This is a genomic window from Streptosporangium sp. NPDC004379 (assembly GCF_042873875.1).
In the GTDB taxonomy this organism is placed as follows: domain Bacteria; phylum Actinomycetota; class Actinomycetes; order Streptosporangiales; family Streptosporangiaceae; genus Streptosporangium.
The window spans coordinates 143,157-162,904 of record NZ_JBIAMC010000015.1 but is presented as its reverse complement, the minus strand read 5'-3'; the positions used below and the strand labels follow the sequence as shown (position 1 = coordinate 162,904).

Below are 19,748 nucleotides of genomic sequence, written 5' to 3'. Positions count from 1 at the left end.
CCGTCACCGTACGGAGACGCCCGCCGCCCTCCACCGATCTTCTGACGGATCGTCGGCACGATATTGACTCCACGAAGTGACGTAAACGTGACCGAACTCGGCTGAACCAGGCAACCGTACTGCGCATCACCTACTAAAGTTTTGAACGCACCTTGCTGCTATGGGGGAGAAAGTCGTGCTAGACGTGGAACGCCGCAGCCTCCGGACGCCACTGGCCGCCATGGCCATGACGACCGCCGCCCTTCTGGCGACCTCCTGCTCCGGTGGAACGGCGGCGCCCGACCCCGCCGCCGAAGGACAGAAGGCACCCGCCAAAGAGACACCCGCCGGGGCCGCCATAAAGATCACCCCGGGACAGGGCAGCGGCACCGTCGCCCCGAACCGGAAGATCGTCGTCACCGCCGCCGGCGGCCCCCTCGAGGAGGTCACCGCCGAAAGCGACGGAAAACCCGTCGAAGGCACCTTCGACACCGGGCGCACCAAGTGGGTCTCCAAGCGGGCACTGAAGCCCTCCACCGCCTACACCGTCTCGGCCCGCGCCGGCGCCACCACCGCGCAGAGCAGCTTCACCACCCGCAAACCCAAGGTCGAACTGAAGGTCTCCGACGTCACCCCCGCCCTCAAGGGCGAGAAGGTCGGCATCGGCGCCCCCATCATCGTGACGTTCAACAACCCCGTCACCAACAAGGCCGCGGTGGAAAAGGCCCTGCACGTCGAATCCGAGAAACCCTCCCAGGGCGCCTGGCGCTGGACCAGCGACACCACCGTCATCTACCGCACCGCGAAATTCTGGCAGCCCCACCAGAAGGTCACCTTCCGCGCCGACATCACCGGCGTCCAGAGCGGCAAGGACGCCTACGGCGTCGAAGACTTCACCAAGACCATCCGGATCGGCGCCGCCCAGACCGCCGTCGTCAACGCCCGCACCCACAAGATGGTCGTCAAACGCGACGGCAAGGTCGTCAAGACCATGCTCATCAGCGCCGGCAACGGCTCCACCCGCGAATACACCACCACCAGCGGCGTCCACCTGACCATGGGCAAGGCCAACCCCGAACGGATGATCTCCCCGGGCCGCAAGAAGGGCGACCCCGGCTACTACGACCTCATGATCAACCACGCGGTGCGGTTCTCCAACAGCGGCGAATACGTCCACGCCCTCAACAACGTCTGGGCCCAGGGCCGCCAGAACGTCAGCCACGGCTGCATCAACGCCCGCCCCGACCAGGCCAAGTGGTTCTACGACCAGGTCCAGCGCGGAGACGTCATCACCATCACCGGCACCAGCCGCAAACTGGAATGGAACAACGGCTGGGGCTTCTGGCAGATGCCGTTCAGCCAGTGGAAGAAGGGCAGCGCCCTGACCGGCGCCGACAGCTGACCCCCCGCCCCCGCGCCGGCCAGACGACCACCGCAAGGCGCAGGCGGGGGAGAAGGACCCCTCCATCAGGGCCCCGCGCGCCGCACCGGCGCACGGGGCCCCGGCCTTTCCCCGCCCTCCCGAGCCCTCTGTACCCGTGTGCGAGCATCGGACGTACCGGCCGACGCGCCACCACCCCCGGCCCCGGCGCTCTCACCGGACGGGCGACGGGCGGCATACGGCGTGATGCCCGGCAGGGCCGCCCAGATCACCAGAGCAGACCAGGACGCGCCACCGGCGAAGCCGGGGGAGGGGAGGCGACCCCACCCGAGCGCCCGGCTCCCGGCACGTTCACCTCCGCCCCGGGGGAGCGCCGCATCTCACAGCAACGGCAGCTGCCGATGACCCGGCAACGCCAGCGGCAAAGGCTGCTCCGGCCGCTCGGCCCCCAGCCCGTAACGCGCCGCCAGCTGCAGCACCTGAGCCGTCACCGCCCGCACATACCCCTCCTCGGCGTCCGCACCCCGCGCGTACAGCTCGCCGTAACGCTCCACCAGCCGCGGATGACGCTCACCCAGCCACGCCAGATACCACTCCCGCGCCCCCCGCGGCAGCCGCAGCACCCGCGGCTCCACACTCACCGCCCCCGCCGCCGCGACCCGCCGCACCGTCGCCGCCAGCTGATCCGCCGAATCGGTCACCAGCGGCAGCACCGGCGCCATCGCCACCCCGCACGCCACCCCCCGCTCACCCAGCTCCGCCACCAGCTCCAGCCGCTTCTGCGCGCTCGGCGCCCCCGGCTCGGCCCACCGCCGCACCTGCTCGTCGACGAACGCGATCGACACCACCACCCCCGCCCCCGGCGCCCCCGCCAGAAGCCCGGCGTCCCGCAGCACCAGCGGGCTCTTGGTGAACACCGTGAACGGCGCCCCCGCCTCCCGCAACGCCGCCACCACCTGCGGCATCAGCCCGTAGACCTCCTCAGCGGGCTGGTAGCAGTCACCCCCCACCCCCACACTCACATGCTCGCCGTCCCACACCGAGGCCAGCTCCGCCCGCAACCGCCGCACGATGTCGGGCCGCACCACCACCGTCGAGTCGAACCCCGCCCCCGCATCCAGCCCCAGCCGCCGATGCGCGCCCCGCGCCGCGCAGTACCGGCACCCCAGCTCACACCCCCGGTACGGGCTCAGCGACCACCCGCCGCCCGAACGCTCCAGCGCCACCCGAGCCGGAGCCTCATAACACGTCAGATCCCCCAGGACACGCCGGACGGCGCTGCGCCCGATCCGCGGCCCGCCCCGCGGCGGCGGCTCCTCCAGCAACGCCGGCGACTCCCATCGCATCCGATCAGTGGAACACGCATTCGACACCACCCGCAAGTCGCCTCCGTCCCCTCCCGCCCCGCCGCCCGCGCAAATCCACTGGCCCGGCATCGCCCGCCACCCCTACGCTGAGCGGATGCTCAACCCCTCCTACCCGCTGCGCACCGAACGCCTCATCCTGCGCCCCTTCACCGAAGACGACCTGCAGGCCCTGCACGCCATCCACCGCCTGCCCGAAGTCGCCCGCCACCTGTACTGGGAACCCCACGACCTGGAGCAGACCCGCACCTCCCTGAAGAAGAAGATCACCTCCTCGGCCCTGACCGACGAGGGCCAGGCCCTCAGCCTGGCGGTGGAGCTGACCGCCACCGGCGAACTCATCGGCGACGCCACCCTGTTCTGGCACAGCCGCACCCACGAAAGCGGCGAGATCGGCTACATCTTCCACCCCGGCCACCACGGCAACGGCTACGCCACCGAAACCGCCCGCATGCTGCTGCACCTGGGCTTCGGCGAACTGGGCCTGCACCGCATCACCGGCCGCCTCGACGGCCGCAACCACGCCTCGGCCCGCGTCCTGGAACGCCTCGGCATGCGCCGCGAAGCCCACCTGGTGGAAAACGAGCTCGTCAAAGGCGAATGGACCGACGAGGTGATCTACGCGATGCTGCACCGCGAGTGGGACGCCCGGCCCTGAGGCAAGGAGACGCGATGACCATCCTGCACCTGGCCCTGGCCGCCGACTGGGACGCCGCCCGCCAGGCGGGGGAGTACCGCGTCTCCACCCTCGGCCGCACCCTGGAGGAGGAGGGCTTCATCCACGCCTGCGCCGACGAGGCCCAGCTGCACGCCGTCGCCCGCCGCCACTACCGCGACGTCACCGTCCCGCTGCTGCTGCTGACCATCGACCCCACGGGCCTGGACGTCCGCCTGGAGGTCCCCGCCGGCGCCCAGGAGGCCTTCCCCCACCTGTACGGGCCGCTGCCGCTCACCGCGGTCGTCTCCGCCGCCCCCTACAGCCGCCCCTGACCCCTGACCCCTGACCCCTCACCCGCCGCGCGCCGGCGGCCGGAACCGCAGGGCGGGGGCGGCCGGAACCACGATCCCGCCGCCCCCGCCCGCGCCTCGCCCCCCGGGGGAGGGGGGGGACACGCCCTCCCTCGGCGACGATCCGTCCGCCGTCCATCACCACCAGCCGGTCGCGCAACTACTCGGCCTCGTCCATGTAGTGCGTCGTCAGCACCAGCGTCACCCCCTGCCTCCGCAGGCGGAACAATCGCTCCCACAGCAGGTGACGCGCCTGCGGGTCCGGCCCCGTGGTCGGCTCGTCCAGCAGCACCAGCGCGGATCGCCCACCATTGGGACCCAGGAAACCGAACGCCTCACCCGGCGCCACGTCCAGATCGGTCCCATCGACCGCGGTGAAATCCCCGAAACGTTTGACCAGGCCCCGCGCGTGAATAAGAGACTGCACAGCCACGAACCCGGACCGTAACAAAAACCCCCGGCAACCCCGAAAGAACCGAACCCCCGCCCACCGGCCCGCCCCGGCGACCCCCCTCGACCCCCGAGCCCCCGAGCCCCCGGCGACCCACCCGCGAAGGACACCCATGTCGGACTCCCTGCTCATCCCTGCCGTGACGATCCTGCTCGCCCTCATCGCCATCGCTCTCATCATCTGGGCCGTCCGCATCACCCAGCGCCCCCGCAACGCCCTGCTGCACGGCGGCCTCAGCCCCGAACTCCTCGCCCGCGCCCTCGAACTCAAAACCACCGGCCACACCGACCAGGCCGTCTTCCTCGTCCGCGGCGAAACCGGCCTCAGCCACCGCGCCGCCACCCGCCTGGTCAGAAGGCTCAAGGCCTGAACGGCGACCCGGCGACCGGCCACGTCGACGAACCCCGCGGACCGATCACCCGCCGCACCCCCGGCGAAGCCCCCCGCGTGAGGTGAAGACCCCTCCACGGCACCAGCCCGCCACCCACCTCCGGGACGGAGAAAGGCACCCCGATCACCCGCCTTCCGGAAGGCGCGTTCGTGGACGTCCTGCTCGGCGGTCCCCTCCGGCGCTCACCGGCGAGCAGTGGCGCGAGGTCCTGGCCTTCACCCTCGCCGCCCAGGAGTCGGCCAGGACGGGCTGCGCGGCCACCCCCGCCGCGACGGCCGAGCCCAATGGGCCGGCCGCCAGGTAAGACAGACGTGACATCTCATGCGGGCGGCGCTTCAATGGCTCGATTATGGACGATGCCGAAATGGCGGTGGAGCGGGTGGTCTCGCCCGTCCTCGTCGGCCGGGACGCGGAGATGTGGCGGCTGCGGGCGGCGGTGCGGCGTCCCCCGGCCGTCGTCATGATCGAGGGCGAGGCCGGCATCGGTAAGACGCGGCTGGTCAGCGAACTGGCCGCCGAGCTGCGTGACCGCCCGCCACCCGCCGCCGAGCAGCCTGACCGGCCGCCGCTCGTCGGCGGGTGCCCGCAGATCCGGGAGCCGTTCCCGCTCGGGCCCGTCATCGAGGCGTTGCGCGGCGCGGCCGGGAGGTTGCCCGAGGGCGGACTGTCGCCGGTGACCGGCGCGCTGCGCCCGCTGCTGCCCGAGCTCGCCGCCGTCCTCCCGGCCGAGCCCGGCCCGCTGGACGACCCCGCCGGGCTGCGGCATCGCGTGTTCCGCGGGCTCGCGGAACTGCTCGCCGCACTCGGCCGGGCCGTCCTGGTGCTGGAGGATCTGCACTGGGCCGACGAGCAGACGGTCGAGTTCCTCGGCTACCTGCTCGCCGACCCGCCGCCCGGGCTCGTCCTCGTGCTCACGTTCCGCGGTGAGGAGGCCGGCCCCGGGCTGCGAGCGCTCACCGCGCGGTTACGTCCTGAGCTCGCCCATGCCCACCTCGTGCTGGCCCCGCTGGACGCCGCCCGGACGAACGAGCTGACGGCCTCGATCCTGGGCACCGCGCAGGTGTCGGACGAGTTCGCCGCCTACCTGTGCGAGCGTACGTCGGGCCTGCCGTACGCCATCCAGGAGCTGGTCGCGCTGCTGCGGGCCCGCGGCGTCCTGGTCCAGCGCGGTACCAGGTGGGCGCGCAAAACGCTCGACGCGCTGGGCGTACCGGCCGGGGTACGCGACTCCGTACTGGAACGGGTGCGCGGCCTGAGCGCGAACGCGCAGGCGGTGGCGGAGGCCGCGGCGGTGCTGCGGGTGGCCGTGCCGGTGCCCGATCTCGTGGCCACCTGCCGCGTACCGGAGCAGGACGCCCACGAGGGCCTGGACGAGCTTCTCGACCGCGGCCTGTTCGCCGAGCACGCCGGCATGGCGGGCTTCAGGCATGCGCTGGCCGTCCAGGCGGTGTACGGGAGCATCCCGCTGCCCAGACGCCAGGACCTGCACGTCCGCGCCGCCAAGGCGGTGGCGCGGCAAAATCCCACGCCGCTCGGCCAGATCGCCCACCACCACCGTCACGCCGGCCGGCACGACGCGTGGGTGGACGCCGCGGAGAAGGCGGCCGACCAGGCCGTGGCCCTCGCCAACGACGCGGAGGCCGAACGCCTGCTGGAGGCGGTCCTGCGGCACGCCCCCCTCGACCCGGAACGCGAGGGCAGGCTGGCGGCGAAACTGGGCTGGGCGGGCGGATACGCGCTGGGCGCCGACGAGCTCATCGGCCTGCTGCGCGCCGCCGCCGCCCGCCAGCCGCCCGGACCGGTGCGCGGCGAGCTGAACTACCTCATCGGGCTGAAGCTGGAGGCCGGAGGCGCCGCGCCGGAGCTCACCCGCGGGGCCATGATCGAGGCGGTCGCCGATCTCGCCGACCGCCCGGTGCTGGCCGCGTACGCGATGGCGGGCCTGGGCATGCCGAGAACCCCCGGTGTCCCGCTCGCCGAGCACCTGCGCTGGCTCGACCTGGCGCTCGAACGGCTGCCCGAGATCGCGGAGCCGGAGCGGCGCATCTCCGTGCTCGGCAAGGTCGCCATGGTGCTGACCCTCGTCGGCGACCCGCGCGGGGCGAGCCTGACCGGGCAGGTCGTGGCGCGGACCGGCGGCCGGCCGACGAACCGGTGGGAGGTGGTGGCCTACGACTCGATCGGCGAGGTCGCCTGCCTGGCCGGGCATCACGACACCGCGTACCGCCTGCTGGACGCCGCGCTGGCCAAGGCGGCCGAGCACGACGTCACCGGCCTGATCGAGTCCAGGTGCCGGTTGAACCTGGCGACTCTGGCGTACTGCCGGGGTTCCTGGGACGGCGTGGCGGACGAGCTCGAAGCGTTGCGAGTGCGTTTCGCCGACCTGCCCAGTTTCCGCCTCACCGCGGACACCGTGTCCGGCTGCCTGGCCCTCGCGCGCGGGCGGGCCGACGCCGCGCGGCTCGACGACCTGGTACGCGCGAACCTGGAGACGGGCGCGGCCGACGTGCTCGCGCTGCCGGTGAGCGCGCTGCTGCGGCTGGCCGCCGCACAGGACAGGGCAGGGGAGGCCGTGGCGCGTACCGGCGAGGCGTTCTCGTTGTGGGCGGCCAAGAGATTGTGGCCGGTGGGTGTTCGGGCGGTTCCCGCACTGGTCGAAGCCCTGATGGGGCTGGGCAGGGCCGATGAGGCCGGGGAGCTGGTGTCACGTCTCGAAGGCGAGCTCGCCGCGCTGGACGCGCCGCTCGCGCGGGCGGCGCTCGGCCATGCGCGGGGCCTCCTGTCCGCCGACGCCGTGCGCTTCATGGACGCGGCGGCGTCGTACGACCGGCTGGGGGCACCGTACGAGGCGGCACAGGCGCGCGAGCACGCGACCGGGCTGCTGCTCACCGCCGGTGACGAGCGGGGGGCGCCGATGCTGGAGGCCGCCCTGCACGCCTACGGCGGGCTCGGCGCCGCCTGGGACCTCGACCGGGCCGGCCGGCTGAGCAGGCGCTGGGGCCTGCCCGTACCGGCCCGGCATCGCGGCGGCCCGCGTGGTTACGGGTCCGCGCTCTCCCCCAGGGAGGACGCGGTGGCCAGGCTGGCCGCCACCGGCCTGACCAACAAGGAGATCGCCAAGGAGCTGTTCCTGTCGGCCAAGACCGTGGACAAGCACCTGGGGTCGGCCATGCGCAAGCTGGGCCTGCGGTCCCGCGCTGGGCTGGCGCACCGCCTCGACGCCTGACTATTGGGGTGTTTGCCCCATAGGTAGCCATCTATCGCTCCTGTGACGCTAGGCGCATGCCCGAAGAACCCGATCCGAAGGACGAGCACGACACTCCCCAGGACACCCCCGAGCCCGAGGCCGAACCCGAGGACGAACTCGAAGAGGGCTGGGTCGACGCATGAGGAAAGAGGCAGAACCCCCGATGCCAACCACCAGAAGGCGGCCGTGGCCGCGCGTGTCAGCGGCCGCGGCCGTAGCGGCACTGGCCTCGGGCCTGCTGACCCCGGCGACGGCCCTCGCCGCGCCCGACGAGGGCGACACCGGCGTCGTCACGCTCCCCGGCACCGCCGGCGGCGCATGGAACCTCACCCTGATCACCGGCGACACCGTCCACCTCACCAGAGACGCAGACGGGCGCTACACCGCGACCCCCGAGGCCGCCCGCCGCCCCGACGGTCACATCCCGCTGTTCCGCAGCGAGGCCGGACCGGAGGGCATCTTCGTGATCCCGGACGACGCCCAGCCCGCCCTCGACGCGGGCCTCCTGGACCTCAAGCTGTTCGACGTCCGCTACCTGGCCGAGAACGGCTACGCCGACGGCACGGCCGACCGCCTGCCGCTGATCGTCCAGTACCAGGGCGCCCGGAAGAGCGCCGCCCGCGCCCTGCCCGACAGCACCGCCACCCGATCCCTGCCGAGCATCCACGGCGCCGCGCTCACGGTCGACAAGGCGAAGGCGGACGACTTCTGGGCCACCCTGCGCGACTCGGCCAACGGCAGGACGAAGCTGGCCGGCGGCGTCGGCAAGGTCTGGCTGGACGCCAAGGTCAAGGCGGACCTGGCCGAGAGCGTGCCGCTGATCGGCGCCCCCGAGGCGTGGAAGGCCGGCTTCGACGGCTCCGGCACGACGGTCGCCGTACTGGACAGCGGCGTCGACGCCACCCACCCCGACCTGGCCGGCCGGATCACCGACAGCCACAGCTTCGTCGAGGGCCAGGAGGTGACCGACCACCACGGCCACGGCACCCACGTCGCCGCGACCGTGGGAGGCTCGGGCGCGGGCTCGGACGGCACACGCAAGGGCGTCGCCCCCGGCGCCAGGCTCGTCATCGGCAAGGTGCTGGACGACTCCGGCTCGGGCGACGCCTCCGACATCATCGCCGGCATGGAGTGGGCCGCCACCGAGGAGAAAGCGAAGATCATCTCGATGAGCCTCGGCGGCAACCCCACCGACGGCACCGACCCTCTGTCCCAGTCCGTCAACGACCTGAGCGCCTCGACGGGCGCGCTGTTCGTCATCGCCGCGAGCAACAGCGGACCCGGCAAGGAGACGATCGGCACACCCGGCGCCGCCACCTCCGCGCTGACGGTCGCCGCCACCGACAAGTCCGACCGGCTCGCGGACTTCTCCAGCCGCGGGCCCAGGGCCGTGGACGGCGCGCTCAAGCCGGACATAACCGCCCCAGGCGTAGGCATCATCGCCGCCCGCGCCGCCGGAACCTCACTGGGCAGCCCGGTCGACACCCTCCACACCAGCCTGAACGGCACCTCGATGGCGACCCCGCACGTCGCGGGCGCGGCCGCACTGCTGGCCCAGGAACATCCCTCCTGGGACGGCCAGCGGCTCAAGGCGGCACTGATGTCGACCGCCAAGGACGCTGGATACTCCGCCTACGAGCAGGGCGCCGGCCGCGTCGACGTGGCCAGGGCCGTCTCCCAGGCCGTCGTCTCCACCACGCCGAACCTGGACTACGGCATCATCCCCGTAGACGTGAACGACACGGTGGACAAGACCGTCACCTACGCCAACGACGGCGCCGCCGAGGTGACGCTGACCCTCACCGCCACCCTGGGCGAAGCCAAGGACGCACTGACGTTCAGCACCCCATCGGTCACCGTCCCGGCGGGCGGCACCGCGTCCGTCACCGTCACCCTCCGCCCGGACGGCCTGCCCAAGGGCGGCTACACCGGCGCCGTGGTCGCCACAGGCCCGTCCGGTACGCACGTCACGACCCCGGTGGGGCTGCGCCGAGGGCCCAAGAAGGTGCCGCTGACCGTGCACCTCATCGACAGATACGGCAACCCGGCCTCACCGACGGTGACCTGGGTGGCCGCGAGCGCGGTCGACGTCCCCGACACCTACGGCATCAGCTCGGGCGACTTCGTCAGCGACGGCGTCTACCGCTTCATGGTCGAGGCGGGCACCTACAGCGTCCAGGCCGGCGTCCAGCACAACACGATCGACAGCGGGCCCGGCCCGGTCGCCCTCCTGTTCAACCCCGAGGTGGCCGTGCCGGACGGGGGAGCCGAGATCACCCTCGACGCGCGCGAAGCCGCGCTGCTGAGCGTCAAAACGCCCAAGCCGATCGACTGGCGCCACGCCAGAGGCACCTTCTCCTTCGTGCGCACGGCCTGGGACGGCACCCCGCTGACGACCGGCCACATGGGCGCCATCGGCATGAACGACTGGTACATCAGCCCCACCAAGAAGGTCACCAAGGGCAAGCTGCTGTACTCGATGCAGGCCACGGCCGCCAACCCGCAACTGGCCGTGCGCGCCGTGTCCCCCCGGAAGTACGCGATCGACGCCAGAACCTATGAGTACTTCGACCGCGGGCTGAGCTTCGACCTCGGCTGGGACATGCCGTTCCCGGCCGGCACCCACCGCTACAACCTCGCCGATGTCGGCGGCGGCGCGAACCCGCAGGGCGACCTGCGCGGCAAACTCGCGCTGATGACGATCGACCCCGATGACACCTGCCTCATCGAACTCGACCGTCTCCAGGCGCTGAAAGCCGCGGGCGCCGCCGGGGTCGTGCTCTTCGCCGACCGCGTGTACCCCGGCTGCTCGATCCCCACCTGGCCCGGCGGGGACGGAAAGCCGGCACTGCCGGTGATCCAGATCTTCAAGGCCGTCGGCGACCAGCTCCGCGCCCAGCTCGCGAACGGCCCGGTCACACTGGAGATCACCAACAACCCGATCGTCGACTACACCTACCAGCTCCAGGAGTACAAGGACGGCCGGATCCCCGACCCCGTCTACCACTTCACCAACGACCGCCTGCGGACCGTGGACACCGCGTACCACACGCCGATGAGCCTCGACGACCAGATGGAGATCTGGCACAGCCGCAAGCCGCTGGAGCGGGTCACGTTCGCGACGGCGTTCCACTTCGCCGCCCCCTCCAGGCGGACCCAGTACTTCAGCCTGTCCTCGGCGGACACGCTGCGGCAGGGCAGCGTCAGCGGCACCGACGGAAAGACCTGGGAACTGGACACGACGATCGACAAGCCCGGCAAGGAGACCAGGCGCTGGGGCACCGGCCCGGCCACCCCGGGCGCCATGGTGATCCCGGAGATCCCCGGCGTCGAGAACAAGGTGCTGTGCGCCATGTGCCGGCGCGGCGACACGTTCCTGCCCGCCTACACCTTCGTGACCGGCGACGGGCGGCCGGCCATGCCCGGCGGCAGCGTCAACACCAACGCCAAGCTGTTCAAGGACGGCAAGGAGATCCCACGCGTCGCCGGCGCCGCGTTCCCGATGTTCACGCTGACCAAGCAGGAGGGCCTCTACCGGCTCGAACAGAGCGGCTCGGGCTCCGTCAACGCCTGGACCTTCCACTCCAGGGCCCGCGACGAGGACACCATCCCGCCCACGACCGACTGCCACCCGATCATGGGCTCGTCCGGTTCGTGCAACCCGCAGCCGCTCGTGTTCGTCGGCTACGACCTGGCTGACACCCAGGCCCCGGACACCTCCGTACGGGCCGGTGGCCGGCACACGTTCCAGATCGACGTGACCCACTCCCCGTCGGCCGAGCGGATGCCGGCCGCCGCGGGGCTGAAGCTGGCCTACAGCACCGACGATGGCCAGACCTGGAAGAACGCCAAGGTCCGCCGGATACGTACCGGCGTCTACACCACCACACTCACCTACCCCGCCCTCGCGGATACGAAGGGCGCCGTCACCCTCAAGGCCGAAGCCTGGGACACCGAAGGCAACAAGGCCGAACAGACCACCACCCGCGCCTTCCCCCTGCGCTGACGGAAGCCACCGGGTCGGCCGATCAGGCAGACCCGATGCCCGGTAGCCACCGGTGAGTGAGCACTTTCGTCCGCCGGACCGATGGTGGAGTCCTGGGGTCAGACCGTGCCCTCACCGGTGGTCAGGAGCCTTGATCACCGATGGGATGTCGTGCCCGCCCTGGTGGTGTGAGTACTGGTCCATCAGCACGCCGACCGGCTCCTGCGGGCTGCCTGACCGCGCAGCCCGGGGGCGGAGGATCCGGGTGCCGTACGTCGTACGTCGGTGACGACCGGGCCGAGGATCACCACGATGGGGAGGTCCAAGACGAGCAGCGCCGGGCACTCAAGCGGGCCCGGCGCTGCGGGACTACTTCCCCGCCGCACTGACGGCCTACACGCCCCTCGGCCTGACCGGCCCGGCCGTCTTGACCCTGCCGGCCAAGGCCCCCGCCCCGGACCCGGAAGACCCCTCAGGGCCTGCGGCCACGGAAGGTACGGCGCAGATCACCCACCCAGGCCTCCGGGTTCTCCCACGGGATGAAATGACCCCCGCGATCATGGGCGCTGACGTTGACATGGTTGAACCAGCCGGCCTGCGGACCGTCCAGGAACGCCCGCACCCGCTCATCGGCGCCACGCACACCGGGCGGATTCTCATACGTCACCAACGTCACACCCACCGGAGCCTGCACGACCGGGACACGGTCATGAGCCGGAACCCACGGATAGCGGTTGGCATTGGCGTAATACCGCATCGACGTGGCGATGGAATTGTTCACCCAGTAGATCGTGGCATGCGTCAGCAGATCATCCCTCGTGAAGACCGACTCGACGTCACCACCGTTGTCACTCCAGGCGTTCCAGCGCTCCAGCAGCCAGGCCAGCAACCCCGCGGGGGAGTCACTCAGCCCGTGCGCCAACGTCGCACCATCGAGCATGTGCACCGCCAGATGAGACGCCGAACGCCGATCCAGCTCCACGATCCGGGCACGCACCTCGGCGGGCTGATCCTCGGTGAGAGGCCGATTCCGCGCGAAATCCCACGCACGGGGACCTGTGAAGAAATCGAGCGGCAACCCCGACCCGATATGAACCCCGTACAGCTCATCGGCGTACTTGTGACCCAGCTGACTGGAGACGATCCCGCCGATGTCACACCCCCCGGCACCGTACCTCTCATACCCCAGAACCTCCGTCATCAGGACATGCCACAGATCGGCGACCTTCCAGAAGTTCACCTCCGGGAAACCGGTCAGCGGCCCCGGGAAACCGAAACCCGGCAGGGACGGCACGATCACATCGAACGCATCGGCCGGATCACCACCGAACGCCCCCGGATCGGCCAGCGGACCGATCACCTTCGACCAGTGCCAGAACGTCCACGGCCACCCATGGGTGAGGATCAACGGAATCGGGCGAGGACCACGGCCGGCCTTGCGCATGAAATGCACCGGAACACCCGCCACACTCACCTCATAATGCTCATGAGCGTTGATCGCCGCCTCGGCCACACGCCAGTCATAGCCATCCCGCCAGTAGGCGACCAGCTCACGAAGATAACCATCCGGAACACCGTAGAACCAGTCCTCATTACCCTCATCCACCGGTGAACGCCGCAACACCAGACGAGCCCGCAGATCATCGAGGACCTCACCGGGCACACGGATCGAAACGGGCTCCAACGGGAACGCATGCGAGACGGTCACGAAGCGGCTCCTTCTGAACAGGGAACGAAACGGGGGAGAAGCGGCGCCCCCGAACAGGGCCGAAGCGATCTCAGCCGGCCGACCGGCGGAACCACGGCACCGACCACGGACGACACCACCGGAACCCGCCGGCCGCACGAGCCGGCCAGGACCGCCCCGGACGACCAGACAACCGGCGCACCCCCTCCGCCACGACCCGGCCACCCCGGCACCGGCCCGGACACCCAACGACTCCGACACGATAGAACAACCCCCGCACCCACCCCCGAACCGGCACCCCCGGATCCCCGCCCCCGAAACCCCCACCCGGGCACCGGCACCGGCCGAAAACCGGGGGAGCGCGGCACAACACCCCGGGTCACACCGGCGGCAGGACCCCGGCCGGCGCGAGCCCCCGGCCGCCCAGGGGAGGGGAGGACCGGCCCCCACCACCCTCACCCCGCCCCGCCGCTACGGCTCCCGCCGCTTTCCACCCTCACCCGTCAGCCGCTCCAGCACCCCGTACGCCGGATTACCCCGCGCCGCCCGCCGCACCTCCCGCGCCGTGGAAGCCACATACGCCTGACCCGTCACGATCGAGGCATGCCCCAGCAACTCCATCAGCTCATGCGCCGAAGCCCCCCGCTCAGCCAGCCGCGTGGCGAACTCATGCCGCAACGCGTGCACCAGCGTCCCCCGCTGCACCCGATCATGCACCCCCGCATACCGGTAACACTGCCGCACCAGATACTGCAGCCCACCCCGCCGCAACGCCTCACCCCGGTTGTCCACCAGCAGCGGCGCCGACCGGGGGAGCGCAGCCAGCCCGAAACGCCGCATCCTGCTCTCCAGATACCGCTCCACCAGCAACTCCACCGGCGCCTCGATCGGCAGCGAACGCGTCCGCCCGCCCTTGCCCACCACCTGCACCCGCCGATCCCCGGCCGAACCACCCACCGACCCCAGCGTCAACCCCAAAAGCTCCGCCGACCGCATCCCCGTCACCAACGCCAGCGCCAGCACCACCAGATCCCGCTCCACCCACGGATCCCGCGCCTTACGCGCCCCCGCGGCGATCCGCTCCAGCAGCAACCCCGACGCCTCCCCGTCACCCAGCAACGGCTTGGGCGCCTTGGCCGGCTGCCGAGGCCGGGGGACCGCCGCCATCGGATTGCCCTCCAGGAGCCCCTCCGCCACACAGAACGTCAGAAACTGGTTCCAGGCGCTCCAGGCCCGGTTGACGCTCGCCGCCGACCGCGGCCCGGCGAACTCGGCGAACGCCGTCCGCACCAGCCGCCCCGACAGGCCGCCCACCGCGAGCTCACCCGGCGCGCACCCCGCCTGAGCGGCCGCCAGCACCGTCACCGCCCGCAGATCCCGGGCGTACCCGGCGATCGTGTGCGCCGACAGCTTCTTGACCCGCAACGAGAACAGGAACTCCTCGGCCGCCCCGGTCACGCTCATCGGCCCACCGGCCTCACCCGCGCCCATCACGCACCTCCCGCCCGCCGACAGGGGACCACCCACAAATGATGCATAAGTGCGATTATGCATCAAAAACCTCGGCAACCACGCCCGACACCCCGGAAGAACCCGCCACCGACCCACCGGTCCGGTACGGCCCGCACCCGCACCACCCGGCCACCGGCACCCGCCCGCCTGTGGCGTACGGCGGACACGAACCCGCCACAGACCCCGGAAACCCGCAGGCAGGCACCGGCAGGCACCGGCAGATGCGGCACCCGGCCACCGCGGCGACGGCCACGGGAAGAACCCGGCGCACCCCGGCCGCCACACCGGACGGACACGACCGATGCGTCCCGGCCGCCACCGCACCGCGCCTCATCGACCGGCCCCCGGACGCAGGCCGCGAAACGATCATCGGATGCGTCCCGGCCGCCTCCCGCCGGCCGGGACGATCTCGCAGGGCGCGGCGCCGGGCCCACCCGGGCTCACCGGCCCGGCGCCGCGACCCCGGGTGATCCGCTCGCGTCCCGGCCGCGCCGTGGCCGTCGCAGGCCGCTGCGGCGTGCGGGACGCCCGCACGCCCATCCGGCCTTCCCCACACTCTCAAAACGGACAATAAATGTCATACCAGACAGAAGCTGAATTCTGTTTGGTATAGATTCGACCATTCTGACCGTATTCCTTAGCTCACGATCACCCATGATCGCCGCGACACGGCCCCCGTACGGCGTCCACGCCGGGCCGCCCCCGGCGTTTCAGTCCGCGCCGGGGCCGAAGCCGCGCAGCATGGCCTCCAGCACGGAGCCGGAGCGGGTCCGCGGCTCGGAAGGCCATCCGGGCCCGGGTGGCCTCGGCCGGCGAAGGGGTCCGGGCGGGGTCCACACCGCGGTGCCGTCCCTTCTCCCCCGGGGCCGCGGCGTCGCCCGCCGCGGCCCCGGGGAGGCGGGCGGAGGGCACGGCGGCACGCCGGGCGTCGCGGTTCCCCCGGAATTGTCGGTGGCGGGTCCTACCATGAGCGGTCTCACCGAAGGGATGCCCGCTGATGCTGGATTCGCTGGTCGTGCCGCTGCTGGTCACCACCGATCTGCCGCCGGAGGCGGACCTGGCGGAGTTCGGCCGGGTGGTGGCCGACGCCGTGCGGGTGCTTCCGCACGGCGAGGGGTCCTGTGCGGGTTTCCTGCGTGGCGGGGTGTTCTGGCTGGACGGGCCGCGGGCGGCGGGCGGTGAGGGTGGTGGCGTGGTCTCGCCGATGGAGGGTGAGCTGCGGTTCGCGGCGTTGCTCGGTCACCTGTGCGCCGCGGGGGCGCCGATGTCGGCCAGGGGTGTGGCCGGCGCCGCCCGGGTGGTGATCGCCGAGGCGGTGGCCGCCCGTTACGGTGAGCTGGGGAGCCCGGCGGCGGTGATGGCGATCAGGTCGCAGGACGTACGGGAGCGCACTCCGGAGTCGGCGGTCGTCGTCGTCACCTCCGGCGCCGATGCCCGGCTGGTGGCGGCGGCTCGCTCCCGCGTCGTGTGACCCGGGGTCCGGGGGCGGGCCGCGCGGGAGGTCTGCGGCGGCCGGGGGCGGCGCGGGGGGTGTCAGGTGAGGGAGTCGACGAATCGCCGGGCGTCGGCGTCGTTCATGCCGGTCTCTCCCCTGACGAGGAGAACGGCCTGCTCGGTGTGGCCGGTGGCTTTGAGGTGGCGGACGCGGCCGGCGAGGTCGGCGGCGGGCTGCGGGGCCGCGGTGTGGCCGGGCGCGGTGGTGTGGCCGGGGTGGGGGAAGGCGGGGTACGGCGGGCGGCCGGCGGCGAGGTCGTCGGTGTAGCGTTTGGCGTCGGCCAGGCCGAGGCCGGTCTGCTCCCGGACGAGTTTGACGGCCTGGATGGTCTTTCCGGCGGTGATCAGGCCGGTGGCCTGGCGGTGCAGTTCGGCGGGGTCGAGCCGTGGCCGGGGCGCGGCGGAGCCCCGGGAGCCGCGGGTGGCCAGGCGGATCACTCCGATGAGGAAGAGGGCCGCCACGGCGAGCAGTACGGCGAGGACGAGAAGTTCGGTGGGTCCGATGTTTCTCATGGCGTGATCGTACGTCCGGGTGCGGGGCCGCAGGCGGGGTGCGGCCGGGTGCCTCTCCCCCGTTTCGAAGGCCTGCCGCCGCGGGGGAAGCGGCTCTTCCCGACTAGGACATAGCTGTCAGACAGTGCTGCTATATGTCCACATCTCTTCCATTTTTCCGCCTTCCATGCGGATCAGCCAGATCATGCCGAACCGTTGTGCTCCCATCGGCTGATGAGCCCACCCTATGACGGACACGTCCACGATGATCTTCTGACTGTCGTCCGCCCCGCCCGCCGTCCGGGCGCGTCCATGAGGGCACGACCGGCGGGCCGGGAGGCGCAGGAGCCTTGGGGGGATGCCCGGCGGGCGTCGTCGCCGCCCGGTACGGTCAGAGGTGATCACGGGAAGGGGTGCCTGCGAAGACCATGCGGCCAGCGGAGCTGAATCGTCTCACCGTCCAGGAGTCGGCCGACCGGTATGTGGAGCTGGTCCGGGCCAAGACGTCGACGGGCGCGCTGTCACCGGCGACGGCGGAGGTGTACGCGCGCGACGTCGCCACGTTCGTGCGCCTGGCCGGTGAGGAGGTGGTGCTGGACGACCTGACGGGCGAGGACCTCGACGCGGTGCTGCTGGCCTTCGCCCGTAAACCCGACGGGCGGCGCGCCGAGCCGGACGGCAGGCTGCAGTCGGCCTCCTCCCAGGCGCGGTTCCGCCGGTCGGTGTCGGCGTTCTTCAAACACGCCGCGCTGGCGGGGTGGGTGCAGGTCGACCCGATGACGTCCTCGACGGTGACGGCCCGGGAACGCGGCGGGCTCGCGGCGCAGCGGCGGGCGCTGACGCGTGAGCAGGCCCAGGGGCTGGTCGGCGCGGCCCGGCTGCTGGGCGCACCCGGCGGGCAGGCCGCCGAGCCGTCCACCGGTCCGGGCGGGCGGCGGGTCCGGCGCGACCAGCGCACCGAGCTGCGCGACGCGCTGATCGTGCTGCTTTTGACCGCGGTGGGGCCTCGGGTGTCGGAACTGGTACGCGCCAACGTGGAGGACTTCTACACCAACGACGGCGTGCGGTACTGGCGGATCTTCGGCAAGGGCGGCCGGACGCGGGACGTGCCGCTGCCCGATGATGTGGCCCGGACGCTGGAGGGGTATCTGGCGCACGGCCGGCCCGCGACGCAGGAGAAGGCGCTGCTGCTGTCGTGGCGGGGGCGGCGGCTGGCGCGGGGCGACGTGCAGGCGGTGATCGACCGGGTGCAGCGGCGGGTGGAAGACGACCGGCGCCGGTCGGTGACGCCGCACGGGCTGCGCCACACCACCGCCACGCATCTTCTGGCCGACGCGGTGGACATGGACGCGGTACGGCGGGTGCTGGGGCACAGTGACCTGGCGACGCTGGGCCGCTACCGCGATGAGCTGCCCGGGGAGCTGGAGGTGGCGATGCGTTCCCATCCGCTGCTGCGTCCGCCCGGCCGTGGTGGCGCGGGGTCCTCCCCCGCCGCGGCTCCCCCGTCTCCGGCCGCCGGGCCCCCGGAGGGTCCCGCCGGTGTGGCGGAACAGGATCGGCGGCCCCTTTAGGGTTCTTCCGGAGCCGGTCCGGTGCGGGCGGCGCTGCGGCGGCGGTGCCCGGTGAGCTGCCGCCGGTGGGCGGCGTCCGGCCGCGTCACAGGCCCAGGGCGGCCCGGGTCAGTGCCCGGCAGCGGGCCGGGTCGGTGAGCACCTCGGCCGAGCCGGTGAGCTGGTCGACCGATCCGCCGGGCGGCAGCGCCCGTACCCGCGGATCGGTGATCGCGGCGGTGAGCGTCTCGGCGAGCCCTTCGGCCTCCCGCTGCGGTGAGGACCGCCCGGCCGTGGTCGCGGTACCGGTTCCGGCGGCGGCCGTCGTGCTGGGAGGCGGTGCGGCGGGTGAGCGTTCACGCAGGGCGGTCACCCGCCGCCAGGCCCGCTGCAGATGCGCCTGGCGCAGGGACGGGTCTGCGGCGGCCAGCGCCGCCGCCAGGGCGTCGGCGGTCTCGGCCGAGCCGGGCAGCCGGGCGAACGCGCCGCTCAGCCACCTGTCGTACGGGGGCCAGCGCCGCCGCGTCAGCAGCGCCAGGCGCATCAGGTCGCGGGCCAGGCCGGCGGTGAGCGTCGCCGCTCCCAGCTCGTCGCCGACCTCGGCGCAGCGGGCGGCGTGGCCGTAGCCGGCGGCCAGGCGCCGCCACTGGGCGGCCAGCACGTAGCGCTCCACGTCGGGCGGATATCGGCGCAGCGTCTGCCGGGCGCGTTCCAGCAGGCCGGCGTCGTCGTGGAAGACCTCTCCGCCGCAGGTTCCGGCCAGCCGCTGCCAGGGGGTGGCCAGCCAGTCCAGCACACCGGCCGGCTCCAGCGGGTCGAAGCCGAGCCGGGCCTCAAGCCACGTCCTGGTTTCGCTGACCTCCACCCCGTCGGCGCCGAAGGTGACGGGGCGCCCGGCGTGGCGGGGCGGCAGGGTGCGCCGCAGCAGGGCGCGCACCGGTCCGGCCTGGCCGGGGGCGGTGAGCACCAGCAGGCGGACTCCGCACCGCGGGCCGGCGGAGGCGGCGGTGTCGAAGGACAGGACCTCCGAGCCCTCCCCCAGCAGGGCCGCGGCGTGCGGCACGCCCGCCAGTGCGGGACCGGCGACCTGCTCGTAGAAGCCGCGGGAAAGCCGCAACCCGGGAACGAAATCGAACATCATTTCGTCTACTCTGCCTGTTCGCGGCACCGTCCGCACCGGGTTTTCCCCGCCCCCGCCCCCGCCGTC

At 72.4% G+C, this 19,748-nt stretch carries 14 protein-coding genes; 8 read left to right on the top strand and 6 right to left on the bottom strand.

Features of this window, described 5'->3' with window-relative positions; all coding sequences use genetic code 11:
- The first annotated feature begins 160 nt into the window (after positions 1-160).
- Positions 161-1,381: an Ig-like domain-containing protein gene (locus ACFYSC_RS28450; RefSeq protein ID WP_389967797.1), complete on the top strand. Its 1,221-nt coding sequence runs from the start codon at positions 161-163 to the stop codon at positions 1,379-1,381.
- A 359-nt stretch (positions 1,382-1,740) separates the two neighbouring features.
- On the opposite strand, the gene ACFYSC_RS28445 is transcribed toward ACFYSC_RS28450, so the two are convergent.
- Positions 1,741-2,706, bottom strand: a complete 966-nt coding sequence (locus tag ACFYSC_RS28445; protein ID WP_389967795.1) for a radical SAM protein — start codon at positions 2,704-2,706, stop codon at positions 1,741-1,743.
- Between the two features lie 7 nt (positions 2,707-2,713).
- On the opposite strand from ACFYSC_RS28445, the gene ACFYSC_RS28440 reads away from it, so the two are divergent.
- Positions 2,714-3,382, top strand: a complete 669-nt coding sequence (locus ACFYSC_RS28440) for a GNAT family N-acetyltransferase (RefSeq protein WP_389967793.1) — start codon at positions 2,714-2,716, stop codon at positions 3,380-3,382.
- A 14-nt stretch (positions 3,383-3,396) separates the two neighbouring features.
- Entirely contained in the window at positions 3,397-3,714 is a 318-nt protein-coding gene (locus ACFYSC_RS28435; RefSeq protein WP_389967791.1) for a DUF952 domain-containing protein, read from the top strand.
- 178 nt (positions 3,715-3,892) lie between these two features.
- Here ACFYSC_RS28435 and ACFYSC_RS28430 read toward each other — a convergent pair whose 3' ends face one another.
- A complete protein-coding gene (locus tag ACFYSC_RS28430) occupies positions 3,893-4,165 on the bottom strand; it encodes a hypothetical protein (protein ID WP_389967789.1) in 273 nt (90 codons plus the stop codon).
- A 130-nt stretch (positions 4,166-4,295) separates the two neighbouring features.
- On the opposite strand from ACFYSC_RS28430, the gene ACFYSC_RS28425 reads away from it, so the two are divergent.
- From ACFYSC_RS28425 to ACFYSC_RS28415, 3 genes are all read left to right on the top strand, one after another.
- Positions 4,296-4,553 (top strand): hypothetical protein, encoded by a 258-nt coding sequence (locus tag ACFYSC_RS28425; protein WP_362937959.1) that lies wholly within the window; start codon positions 4,296-4,298, stop codon positions 4,551-4,553.
- A 370-nt stretch (positions 4,554-4,923) separates the two neighbouring features.
- Positions 4,924-7,800, top strand: coding sequence for an ATP-binding protein (locus ACFYSC_RS28420; RefSeq protein ID WP_389967787.1), 2,877 nt, complete (start codon positions 4,924-4,926; stop codon positions 7,798-7,800).
- Positions 7,801-8,017: 217 nt separating this feature from the next.
- A complete protein-coding gene (locus ACFYSC_RS28415) occupies positions 8,018-11,827 on the top strand; it encodes a S8 family serine peptidase (protein ID WP_389967786.1) in 3,810 nt (1,269 codons plus the stop codon).
- A gap of 451 nt (positions 11,828-12,278) precedes the next feature.
- On the opposite strand, the gene ACFYSC_RS28410 is transcribed toward ACFYSC_RS28415, so the two are convergent.
- Positions 12,279-13,514 (bottom strand): epoxide hydrolase family protein, encoded by a 1,236-nt coding sequence (locus ACFYSC_RS28410; RefSeq protein ID WP_389967784.1) that lies wholly within the window; start codon positions 13,512-13,514, stop codon positions 12,279-12,281.
- A gap of 450 nt (positions 13,515-13,964) precedes the next feature.
- On the bottom strand, positions 13,965-14,984 hold the full coding sequence (locus ACFYSC_RS28405) for a tyrosine-type recombinase/integrase (RefSeq protein ID WP_389967782.1): 1,020 nt from the start codon (positions 14,982-14,984) through the stop codon (positions 13,965-13,967).
- Between the two features lie 1,018 nt (positions 14,985-16,002).
- On the opposite strand from ACFYSC_RS28405, the gene ACFYSC_RS28400 reads away from it, so the two are divergent.
- Positions 16,003-16,476, top strand: coding sequence for a hypothetical protein (locus tag ACFYSC_RS28400; protein WP_389967780.1), 474 nt, complete (start codon positions 16,003-16,005; stop codon positions 16,474-16,476).
- Between the two features lie 62 nt (positions 16,477-16,538).
- Here ACFYSC_RS28400 and ACFYSC_RS28395 read toward each other — a convergent pair whose 3' ends face one another.
- Entirely contained in the window at positions 16,539-17,012 is a 474-nt protein-coding gene (locus tag ACFYSC_RS28395) for a hypothetical protein (RefSeq protein WP_389967778.1), read from the bottom strand.
- A 407-nt stretch (positions 17,013-17,419) separates the two neighbouring features.
- On the opposite strand from ACFYSC_RS28395, the gene ACFYSC_RS28390 reads away from it, so the two are divergent.
- Complete coding sequence (locus tag ACFYSC_RS28390) at positions 17,420-18,562, top strand: tyrosine-type recombinase/integrase (protein WP_389967776.1); 1,143 nt, start codon at positions 17,420-17,422, stop codon at positions 18,560-18,562.
- 85 nt (positions 18,563-18,647) lie between these two features.
- Here the strand turns inward: ACFYSC_RS28390 and ACFYSC_RS28385 are convergent, their stop codons facing one another.
- Positions 18,648-19,682, bottom strand: a complete 1,035-nt coding sequence (locus ACFYSC_RS28385; RefSeq protein ID WP_389967774.1) for a DUF4037 domain-containing protein — start codon at positions 19,680-19,682, stop codon at positions 18,648-18,650.
- Positions 19,683-19,748 lie beyond the last annotated feature (66 nt).

What these genes read in the sequence shown, in the direction of transcription:
- ACFYSC_RS28450 (WP_389967797.1), top strand. Translation starts at nt 161, where the DNA reads ATGGGGGAGAAAGTCGTGCTAGACGTGGAACGCCGCAGCCTCCGGACG.
- ACFYSC_RS28445 (WP_389967795.1), bottom strand. Translation starts at nt 2,706, where the DNA reads ATGCGATGGGAGTCGCCGGCGTTGCTGGAGGAGCCGCCGCCGCGGGGC.
- ACFYSC_RS28435 (WP_389967791.1), top strand. Translation starts at nt 3,397, where the DNA reads ATGACCATCCTGCACCTGGCCCTGGCCGCCGACTGGGACGCCGCCCGC.
- ACFYSC_RS28425 (WP_362937959.1), top strand. Translation starts at nt 4,296, where the DNA reads ATGTCGGACTCCCTGCTCATCCCTGCCGTGACGATCCTGCTCGCCCTC.
- ACFYSC_RS28420 (WP_389967787.1), top strand. Translation starts at nt 4,924, where the DNA reads ATGGACGATGCCGAAATGGCGGTGGAGCGGGTGGTCTCGCCCGTCCTC.
- ACFYSC_RS28405 (WP_389967782.1), bottom strand. Translation starts at nt 14,984, where the DNA reads ATGGGCGCGGGTGAGGCCGGTGGGCCGATGAGCGTGACCGGGGCGGCC.
- ACFYSC_RS28400 (WP_389967780.1), top strand. Translation starts at nt 16,003, where the DNA reads ATGCTGGATTCGCTGGTCGTGCCGCTGCTGGTCACCACCGATCTGCCG.
- ACFYSC_RS28395 (WP_389967778.1), bottom strand. Translation starts at nt 17,012, where the DNA reads ATGAGAAACATCGGACCCACCGAACTTCTCGTCCTCGCCGTACTGCTC.
- ACFYSC_RS28390 (WP_389967776.1), top strand. Translation starts at nt 17,420, where the DNA reads ATGCGGCCAGCGGAGCTGAATCGTCTCACCGTCCAGGAGTCGGCCGAC.
- ACFYSC_RS28385 (WP_389967774.1), bottom strand. Translation starts at nt 19,682, where the DNA reads ATGATGTTCGATTTCGTTCCCGGGTTGCGGCTTTCCCGCGGCTTCTAC.